Here is a 9,342-nt window from a genome sequence, read left to right as displayed (position 1 = left end):
GCTGCGGACGCCGAGATCTTCGCCACAGCCGGCAGCGAGCAACGTCGACAATTATTGCGCGACATGGGAATTGAGCATGTTTACGATTCGCGGAGCGTAGAGTTCGCCGACCTGATACGCCGGGACACCGACGGTTATGGCGTGGATATCGTGCTCAACTCGGTCATCGGGCCCGCCCAGCGCGCGGGCGTCGAATTGCTCGCGTTCGGTGGGCGATTCGTCGAGATCGGCAAACGCGACATCTACGGCGATACCCGACTGGGGCTCTTCCCGTTCCGGCGCAACCTGACGTTCTACGCCCTCGACCTGGCGTTGATGTCGTTCAGTCATCCGGACCGGCTGCGTGACTTGCTGAACACGGTGTACCGGCTCACCGCGGACGGTGAGTTGCCGATGCCTGAAGCCAGGCACTACGCGCTTGCCGATGCCGCCACGGCGATTCGGGTGATGAGCGGCGCGCAACACACCGGCAAACTCGTGCTCGATATCCCGCATACCGGCCGCAGCCGCGTGATGGTGCCGCCGGCGCAGGTCGGGGTCTTCCGCAGCGACGGCGCCTACATTGTCACCGGTGGACTGGGCGGCCTGGGGCTGTTTTTGGCCGACAAGATGGCTTCGCCTGGTTCGGAGGCCGGCTGCGGGCGTATCGTGTTGTCCTCGCGTTCACAGCCAAATCCCGAGGCGCGGGCGATGATCGAACGCATCCGCGGGACGGGTGCCGATGTCGTCGTCGAGTGCGGCGACATAGCCGAGGCTGGGACGGCTCAGCGGTTGGTGGCCGCGGCAACCGCCACCGGGCTTCCGGTGCGCGGTGTGCTGCATCTGGCGGCGGTGATCGAGGATGCCACGCTGACCAACATCACGGATGATCTCATCGAACATGACTGGGCACCAAAGGTTTATGGGGCGTGGAATCTGCACACCGCCACCGCTTCGCAGCCGTTGGACTGGTTCTGCTCGTTCTCCTCGGCCGCCGCGCTGGTGGGGTCACCCGGACAGGGTGCCTACGCCGCGGCAAACAGCTGGCTGGACGCCTTCACCCGCTGGCGGCGGGCTCGGGGTCTGCCCGCCACCGCGATCGCATGGGGCGCGTGGGGGCAGATTGGACGTGGCACCGCCTTGGCCGAAGGCGCCGACGCCGCGATCGCTCCCGACGAAGGCGCTTATGCGTTCGATGCGCTGCTGCGCCACGACCGTGCCTGCACGGGCTATGCCCCGTTGACGAACACACCGTGGTTGGCCGCTTTCGCCGAGCGCAGTCCGTTCGCCGAAGCTTTCCGCTCCGACGGACAAAGTTCAACGGGCACAAGCAAACTGCGTGCCGAGCTCAATGAGCTGGCCCCGGACGAATGGCCTACCCGGCTGCGGCGCCTGATCTCTGACCAGGTCAGCCTGATCCTGCGTCGCAACGTCGATCCCGACCGTCCGCTTTCCGAGTACGGGCTCGACTCGCTGGGTGGTCTCGAACTGCTTACCCGCATCCAGACCGAAACGGGCGTACGGGTGACGCCCGCCGACATCGCAAAGATTGGCACGATCCGCGGCTTGGCCGAATTGCTGCGCGACAAGCTGGTTCCCGCGGACGCCGCCTCAAGCTGAGAGGGTTTGAAAAATGACATCTGACTACATGGTCAGCCGAAAGTCCACTCCCGAAAACCTCGACTTCTTCACCGAGAAGTCGCTCGTCGATGACCCATACGACTACTACGATGCGATCCGGCGGTGCCCGGTGTGGCGTGAGCCTGCGCACGGTGTGGTGATGGTGTCGGGGTATGACGAGGCCCTGGCGGTGCAACGCGACCCCGAACAGGCCTTCTCGGTCTGCAATATCGTCAGCGGCCCATGGTCGGGGATTCCGACCAAAACCGACAGCGACGACATTTCGGATCTGATTGAGCGGCACCGCCAGGGGGTGACGTTCGGCGACTACTTCCTGACGTTTGATCCTCCGAAGCACACGGCCCACCGCTCGCTGTTGAGCCGGTTGTTTACGCCGAAGCAGCTCAAGAACAACGAGGACTTCCTGTGGCGTCTTGCCGACGAGCAACTCAACCGGTTCCTCGCCCACGGCAAGTGCGAGATGGTCATTGACTACAATTTTCCATTCACGCTCGACGCGATTACCGACCTGCTCGACGTGCCCGAGGCCGACCGTGAGCGATTCCGCCGCGCTGCGTATGCCAGCCGGCTCGAGGGTGACCGCAGTGGTTTCGTCGGCGTGAAAGAGGAGTGGTTCGTCGAGTACATCGAGGAGCGGCGGCGCGAGCCGCGTGACGATGTCCTGACCGAGCTTGCGCTGGCAAAGTTTCCCGATGGGACGACACCTGACGCGCTTGATGTTGCCCGCGTTGCCACCTTCATGTTCGCCGCCGGCCACGGCACGACGATCGATCTGCTGAGTCTCTCGATGCTGACGCTGGCGGAGCGACCGGACTTGCAAGAGCAACTGCGCGAGGACAATTCAAAGATCAGCGCCTTCATCGAGGAGATGCTGCGCATCGAAAGCCCGATCAAAACGAATTTCCGCCTGGCGCGTCGCACCACCAGGATCGGCGACATCGATGTGCAAGCCGGCACCAGCGTGCTGGTGATGAACGGTGCGGCAAACCGCGACCCACGGCGGTTCGACGACCCCGACGAGTTCCGCCTGGGCCGCCCGAACATATTGCACCACATGGCATTCGGCCGTGGTATCCACACGTGTCCGGGCGCCCCGATTGCTCGCGCCGAAGTGCGGGTGAGCTTGGAACGCATCCTTAACCGAATGGCCGACATCCGGCTTTCAGAGGCCGAACACGGCCCGGCAGGCGCTCGTCGGCTGAAATGGGACCGCACCCCATTGTTCAGGCGCCTCAAGGAATTACACCTCGAGTTCACGCCGGTTCGGTGAACCGGTCCATCGCGACGATTAGTTGGAGATGTCAAAAATGAGGACGGTATCGTTGACTAGGTTCGCCGTCGGGATCTGCGGCTTGGCACTGTCGTTGACCGCTGGGGCCGGGCTCGCGTCGGCCGATCGGGATCTCAGCCCGTTCGTCAACACCACCTGCAATTACGGTCAGGTGATGTCGGCGCTGCAGGCGGCGGATCCCCAAGCGGCCGAACAATTCAATGCTTCGCCGGAGAGCGGCTCGTTTTTGCGGCAGTTCCTGGCCGCGCCGCCGAGTCAACGCCAGCAGATGGCCCAGATGCTGGCGAGCCAGCCGGGGGCTGACGAGCAGTTCGGACTTGTCCAGCGGGTCTTCGCCACCTGCAACAACTACTGAGCGGTTGGAGTTCTTCGTGGCTACCCTCGTCGAAAATCTTCCCGTCATCAGCACCCTGCGCGACGCAGTGTTTCTTTCGGCGACGGTCAGCGAGATCGAAAGGCTGACACCGAGAATGCGCCGCATCCGGTTCAGCGGCCCGCGCCTGCGGGGACTGACCTGGACGCCAGGTCAGCATGTCCGGCTGCAGGTCGAGAGTCTGCGTGACGCCGTGCTGCGGCTGCACCCATACCCCGTGCTGCGCACGTATTCGATCTACGACGCCGATCCCGCCCTCGGCGCACTCGACATCGTGATGGTCGACCACGACGGTGGCCGGCAGGGCGCGACACCCGCCAAGCGCTGGGCGCTGTCCACCTCGGTCGGAGACGGCGTCCATTTCACCCGGCCCCAGGGCAAGTTCGCCATCCGCCGGGACGCGCCCTACCACCTGTTCGCCGGCGAGGAAACCGCCTCGGTCGCGTTCGCCGCGATGCTTCGATCCCTGCCCCCAACCGCCGAGGTCTACGGAGCGATTGAGGCCGTGACCGACACCGATCACCTGCCCCTGGCCACACCCCTGACCCGGGTCGAGCGCGGTGGCGCACCGGCCGCGAACTCTGCCGTGCTCGCCGACGCCCTGCGCAGCCTGCCGCTGCCCGACTATCCCGGCGTCGCCTACCTCGCCGGCGAGGCCCGCACCATACAAACGCTGCGCAAAATATTGATCACCGAACGTGGCTGGGATCGACGGCAGATACGCACGAAGCCCTTTTGGACCCCCGGCCGTAGCGGAATGGAGTGATGATGGTTGAGACGCCTATGTCAGACCTGCTGTGTGAACGCGCCAGCTTGCAGCCCGACGACACGGCATTCACCTTCGTCGATTACGAGCAGGACTGGAACGGCGTTGCTGAAAGCCTGACGTGGTCGCAGCTGCATCGGCGAACGCGCAACCTTGCGCGGCGGCTTCATGATTGCGGGTCGGCGGGTGACCGCGCCGTGATCATGGCCCCGCAGGGGCTGGATTACATTGTGGCGTTTCTCGGTGCATTGCAGGCGGGTCAGATCGCGGTTCCGCTTTCAGTGCCGTTAGGTGGCGTCAGCGATGAACGCGTCAGTTCGGTGCTGCGCGACGCGTCGCCAACCGTCATCCTCACAACGTCCCCGGCCGCGGAAACCGTTGCCGGGTATGTCCAGTCGCAATCCGGCGGATTAGTTCCATCCGTCGTAGAGGTTGACCTGCTGGACCTGGACGCCCGGACAGGATCCGGCCCGGGGCGCGAGAATCTTTCAGAGCTGGCGTATTTGCAATACACGTCCGGATCCACCCGGCAGCCGGCCGGGGTCATGGTCTCTCAAGGCAATTTGCTGGCCAATTTCCGGCAGATCATGTCCGACTTCTGCGCGGAGCACGGCGGCGTCGCGCCGCCGGACACGACCATTGTGTCGTGGCTGCCGTTTTACCACGACATGGGTTTGATACTGGGAGTGTGCGCGCCGGTGCTGGGCGGAATCCGCACCGTGCTGACCAGTCCGGTGTCGTTTCTGCAGCGACCGGCCCGGTGGATGCAGTTGCTGGCCAAGGAAAGTCACGCGTTTTCGGCGGCGCCGAACTTCGCGTTCGAATTGGCGGCACGCAAGACGTCGGACGAGGACCTGGCCGGACTGGATCTAGGCGAGGTGCTGGTCATCCTCAACGGTAGTGAGCGCGTGCATCCTGCGACGCTGCGGCGTTTCATCGATCGGTTCGCGCGGTTCAATCTGCCCGACAACGCGGTACGGCCAAGCTATGGGCTCGCCGAGGCGACGGTGTACGCGTTGACTCGCACACCGGCACAGCCGCCCAAAATGGTGCACTTCGATCCCGAGAAGCTGGCCGCCGGCAGCGCGGACCGCTGCGAAAGCCCCACCGGTACACCACTGGTCAGCTACGGGGCGCCGCGGTCACCGATGATCCGCGTTGTCGACCCCGACACCAGGATCGAGTGTCCCCAGGGCACCGTGGGCGAGATCTGGATGCACGGTGGCAACGTCGCCTTGGGCTACTGGCGAAAGCCCCAGGAGACCGAACGCACGTTCGGCGATCGGCTGGTCGCCGCGTCGGACGGCACACCCGAAGCGCCGTGGCTGCGAACCGGCGACTCGGGGTTCATCTTCGAAGGCGAGCTGTTCATCATCGGCCGCATCAAGGATCTGCTGATCGTCTACGGGCGTAACCACTCGCCCGACGACATCGAAGCGACGGTCCAGGAGATCACCCGGGGCCGGTGCGCAGCGATAGCGGTCCCGCATGGGGGCATGGAAAAGCTTGTCGTGATCGCCGAAGTCAAAAACCAGCCCACGCCCCACGGAGAGGGGGCGAACAAGCTCGCCGTCGTCGAGCGCGAAGTGACCTCGGCAGTCTCCAACTCGCACGGCCTCGGCGTCGCGGATCTGGTTGTGGTGGCGCCGGGGTCGATACCGATCACCACGAGTGGCAAGGTGCGGCGTTCGGCCTGCGTCGAGCAGTACCGGCAAGGTCAGTTCGCCCGGTTGCGCGGTTAGGCGCTACCACCGGCGGGTCGCTGGGCGTTGCGCCTTTGACCAAGACGAAAGTCTAAATTGTCATTACCCACGGATTGATGCTCATCGCTGCTTCGAGACCGCCTGGTCGCGGCGCGTAGACGCTCTAGTGGGGTCCGCTCGCACTACCGAAAGACCTGCGATCCCCGCTGTTTTCTTGGCCTTTTAGCGGATGAGCTCAGTTCCGCTGGTCATTCTTCGACGTCCTTCTTTTTCGCTGCACCCCGAGACTTTCCCACCGGGCGCCAGCAGAATACGTTGCTGCCCTGACGATGCCAGAGATAGGTTTCCAGATCACCCAAGCTGGCATGCGACACAAATTTCCACATTGAAAAATCAGGTGGAGTCGATTTTCTGTGCATCGTCCCTCCCTTTCAGATGCTGGAGCCGACTCGACCAAAGCCGGCTGATCCCGGTCGCACACCCGTGGTTGGCGGCAACTTCGGAGCAGACAAACTCGCAAAAGTCGCGGCTGAAAGCGGGATAGCCAGTGCACAACACGGGGACCGGTTCCCCGACAGCAGAACGCCGCTGCAAGGAGCACGCCACGGCGCCCGCGGTGTAGTCCGGCGCGCGGCGGCTGGGTTGGCGACGCCGCCGCGCGCCGGTGGTTTAGCGGTCATGGTCGAATTCGACTTTGTTTCGACAACGTTCGGCGTTGCTTTGCAATCGGTCTATTAGCGCTGCTGGCGGTGGGATCGAGCTGTCGATTGTCATCCAGCGAGATCCCCGGCGACATGCGCAATTGCGTGTCATGCTGCGGAGCCTATGGCCGGCGCTGGTCTCGCCGGGCTAGGTGCGAGCCAAATAGAGTAGTGGCAGCGTCCAGTTAGCGTGCTGTTAACACAGAAAACACCCGCCGAGGCCGATCCAGCGCAGGGCATTCATTCCGGGCAAGAGTGGGTTCGGAACGAGCGTAGATAAAGACGCACACATTGCACCACGCAGAACTCGCAAGACCGGCGCTATACGCTGGGCACTTTCGCTAATGTCAATTTCAGCGGTGTGCAAGGGGCCATTCTCGGCTAATTCAGCAGCCTGCTGATTCAGCGCAGACCGGTGGCTCGACACCGCGATGCTGTCGGCGTCAACTGAGGTCACGCGCGCGGGCGATGCCCTCGAATGCCCGCACGGTAGGTTGGCGACCATGACATCGCTGCAGGACAAAGTCGTTTTCATCACCGGCGGTGCCCGGGGGATCGGGGCCGAGACCGCTCGGCGGCTGTCTGCCAGGGGCGCCAGGCTCGTCCTGACCGATCTCAACGAAACCGACCTGAAAACGCTGGCCGCCGAACTCGGCGAAGAACGGGTGTTGACGGCCGTCGCCGACGTGCGCGACCTGTCCGCGATGGAGTCCGCCGCCGCCCGCGCCGTCGAGCGATTCGGCGGCATCGACGTGGTGCTGGCCAACGCCGGCATCGCCAGCTACGGATCGGTGCTGCAGGTCGACCCCGACGCGTTCAAACGGGTGCTCGACATCAATGTGCTCGGCGTCTTTCACACCGTGCGCGCCACGTTGCCGGCGGTGATCGAGCGCCGCGGCTACGTGCTCATCGTGTCGTCGCTGGCCGCCTACACCGCCTGCCCCGGGCTGGCGCCGTACAACGCGTCTAAGGCCGGCGTCGAACTGCTGGCCAACGCGCTGCGGCTGGAGGTGGCCCACCTGGGCGTCACGGTCGGCTCGGCGCACATGTCCTGGATCAACACCGCCCTGGTCCGCGACACCCAGTCGGACCTGCCGGCGTTCAACCAGCTGCTGGCCAGCTTCCCGTGGCCATTGAGCAAGACGACGACCGTCGACAAGTGCGCGGCCGCCTTCGTCAAGGGGATCGAGCGGCGGCGCACCCGCGTCTACTGCCCACGCTGGGTGGCGCTGTTCCGTTGGGTCAAGCCGGTGCTGTCCAGTCCGGTCGGCGAAATGCCCCTGCACAAATCCACCGCCGAGCTGCTGCCCCAGCTGGACGCCCAAGTCGCCGCGCTGGGCCGCTCCACCAGCGCCTACAACCGCGACCTCGGCAGCTCCTAGCCGGTCGGGGCCGCGCGCTGCGACGCGACGGCCGCCACCCGCCGGCGCACCAGGAACCATCCGGCGCTCAGCGCCGGAATGACCACCACCACCGTCGCGATGGTCCAGGTGCCGGTGTCCTTATCGAACGCCATCATGACCAGGACGCCGGCCAAAAATGCCAGGGTGAGATACCCGGAATACGGGGCCCACGGCATCCGGAACTGCGGGCGTTCTACCTGCCCCGCCTTGGCCAGCCGGTAGAAGCGCAGCTGACACAGCACGATGGTGGCCCAGCTCGCGAGGATTCCCGGCGCCACGATGTTGAGCACGATCTCGAAGGCCTCGCCGGGGTTGACGGCGTTCAGGCCGATGCCGAGCAGGCAGATGGCGGCCGCCATCGCGATGCCGACGAAGGGCACCCCGTTCTTCGACATCCGGGTGGCGAACCGGGGACCGCTGCCGCTGGACGCCATCGAGTGCATGATGCGGCCGGTGGAATACAGCCCGGCGTTCAGGCTCGACAGGGCGGCGGTGAGCACCACGATGTTCATCAGGTCGCCGGCGCCGTGGAAGCCGATCTTGGAAAAGAAGGTGACGAAAGGACTTTCGGTGGCCTTGTAGGAGGTGTAGGGCAGCAGCAATGCCAGCAGCGCCACCGACCCGACGTAAAAGATCGCGATCCGCGCGATCACCGCGTTGATCGCGCGGGGCATGACTCGCTCCGGCTCGGCGGTCTCCCCGGCGGCCGTGCCCACCAATTCGATGGCGGCATAGGCGAATACGACACCCGAGGTGGTCAGCAGGACCGCCAGCACGCCGGAGGGAAACAGTCCGCCGTGATTGGTCCACAGGCTCAGTCCGGTGCTGTGGCCGTCGATCCGATACCGGCCCGCCAGGAAGACGATCCCGACCGCCAGGAAGGCCACCAGCGCGAGAACCTTGACCAGCGCCGCCCAGAATTCCAGCTCACCGAACCACTCCACCGAGATCAGGTTCATCGACAGCACCACGACGAGGGCCAGCAGGGCCAACACCCACTGGGGGATGGATTCGAAGGCCGTCCACCGCCGCAGGTAGGTGGCGATCGCGGTGGTGTCGACGATGGCCGTCATCGACCAGCCCAGGAAGTACATCCAGCCGATCGCGTAGGCGGCCTTCTCGCCGAAGAACTCTCGCGAATACGACACGAACGAGCCCGACGACGGCCGATGCAAGACCAACTCGCCCAGGGCTCGCAGGATGAGGAAGACGAAGACCCCGCACACGGCGTAGATCAGGAACATCCCGGGCCCCGCCTTGGCCAGCCGCCCGCCCGCCCCGAGGAACAGCCCGGAGCCGATCGCGCCGCCGATGCCGATCATCTGCACCTGGCGGGGCTTGAGTCCCATGCGGTAGCCGGCGTCTTCGCCGACCGCGCCAGCTGCGGGATCTGGGCCGGCTCGAGGAGCTGAACCGGCTACGGGATCGGGGTTGCCATCATCGGGCAACGCGGCCATGAAACGTCCAATCGGTAGGTCGCGACGC

Annotated in this window: 7 protein-coding genes; 6 read left to right on the top strand and 1 reads right to left on the bottom strand. The window is 64.9% G+C overall.

The genetic code is table 11. The annotated features are described in order from the left end of the window. The 6 genes from A5659_RS23215 to A5659_RS23190 all read left to right on the top strand — a co-directional run. Positions 1–1,599, top strand: a 1,599-nt coding sequence (locus tag A5659_RS23215; protein ID WP_156749334.1) for a KR domain-containing protein, incomplete at its 5' end; no start/stop codon positions are given. Positions 1,600–1,612: 13 nt separating this feature from the next. Further along, entirely contained in the window at positions 1,613–2,890 is a 1,278-nt protein-coding gene (locus A5659_RS23210) for a cytochrome P450 (RefSeq protein ID WP_066867439.1), read from the top strand. Positions 2,891–2,927: 37 nt separating this feature from the next. Beyond that, positions 2,928–3,266: a hemophore-related protein gene (locus tag A5659_RS23205; RefSeq protein ID WP_066867507.1), complete on the top strand. Its 339-nt coding sequence runs from the start codon at positions 2,928–2,930 to the stop codon at positions 3,264–3,266. A 16-nt stretch (positions 3,267–3,282) separates the two neighbouring features. Then, on the top strand, positions 3,283–4,050 hold the full coding sequence (locus tag A5659_RS23200; RefSeq protein ID WP_197498161.1) for a siderophore-interacting protein: 768 nt from the start codon (positions 3,283–3,285) through the stop codon (positions 4,048–4,050). A 2-nt stretch (positions 4,051–4,052) separates the two neighbouring features. Further along, the gene (locus tag A5659_RS23195; protein WP_067184557.1) at positions 4,053–5,792 is read left to right on the top strand and encodes an AMP-binding protein; all 1,740 of its coding nucleotides are present in this window, start codon (positions 4,053–4,055) and stop codon (positions 5,790–5,792) included. Between the two features lie 1,165 nt (positions 5,793–6,957). Further along, a complete protein-coding gene (locus tag A5659_RS23190; RefSeq protein WP_067184551.1) occupies positions 6,958–7,836 on the top strand; it encodes an SDR family oxidoreductase in 879 nt (292 codons plus the stop codon). Here the strand turns inward: A5659_RS23190 and A5659_RS23185 are convergent. Continuing rightward, the gene (locus A5659_RS23185; protein ID WP_156749333.1) at positions 7,833–9,206 is read right to left on the bottom strand and encodes an amino acid permease; all 1,374 of its coding nucleotides are present in this window, start codon (positions 9,204–9,206) and stop codon (positions 7,833–7,835) included. The two genes, A5659_RS23190 and A5659_RS23185, sit on opposite strands and share 4 nt — an antisense overlap. Positions 9,207–9,342 lie beyond the last annotated feature (136 nt).

This window comes from Mycobacterium sp. 1165196.3 (assembly GCF_001673415.1).
Lineage (GTDB): Bacteria > Actinomycetota > Actinomycetes > Mycobacteriales > Mycobacteriaceae > Mycobacterium > Mycobacterium europaeum_A.
Note: the sequence above shows the minus strand (reverse complement) of the source record. Positions and strands in the feature narration are given on the sequence as shown.

Bases quoted from the DNA above. Each gene is read 5' to 3' on its own strand.
- A5659_RS23185 (WP_156749333.1), bottom strand. From the start codon at position 9,206: ATGGGACTCAAGCCCCGCCAGGTGCAGATGATCGGCATCGGCGGCGCG.
- A5659_RS23205 (WP_066867507.1), top strand. From the start codon at position 2,928: ATGAGGACGGTATCGTTGACTAGGTTCGCCGTCGGGATCTGCGGCTTG.
- A5659_RS23210 (WP_066867439.1), top strand. From the start codon at position 1,613: ATGACATCTGACTACATGGTCAGCCGAAAGTCCACTCCCGAAAACCTC.
- A5659_RS23190 (WP_067184551.1), top strand. From the start codon at position 6,958: ATGACATCGCTGCAGGACAAAGTCGTTTTCATCACCGGCGGTGCCCGG.
- A5659_RS23195 (WP_067184557.1), top strand. From the start codon at position 4,053: ATGGTTGAGACGCCTATGTCAGACCTGCTGTGTGAACGCGCCAGCTTG.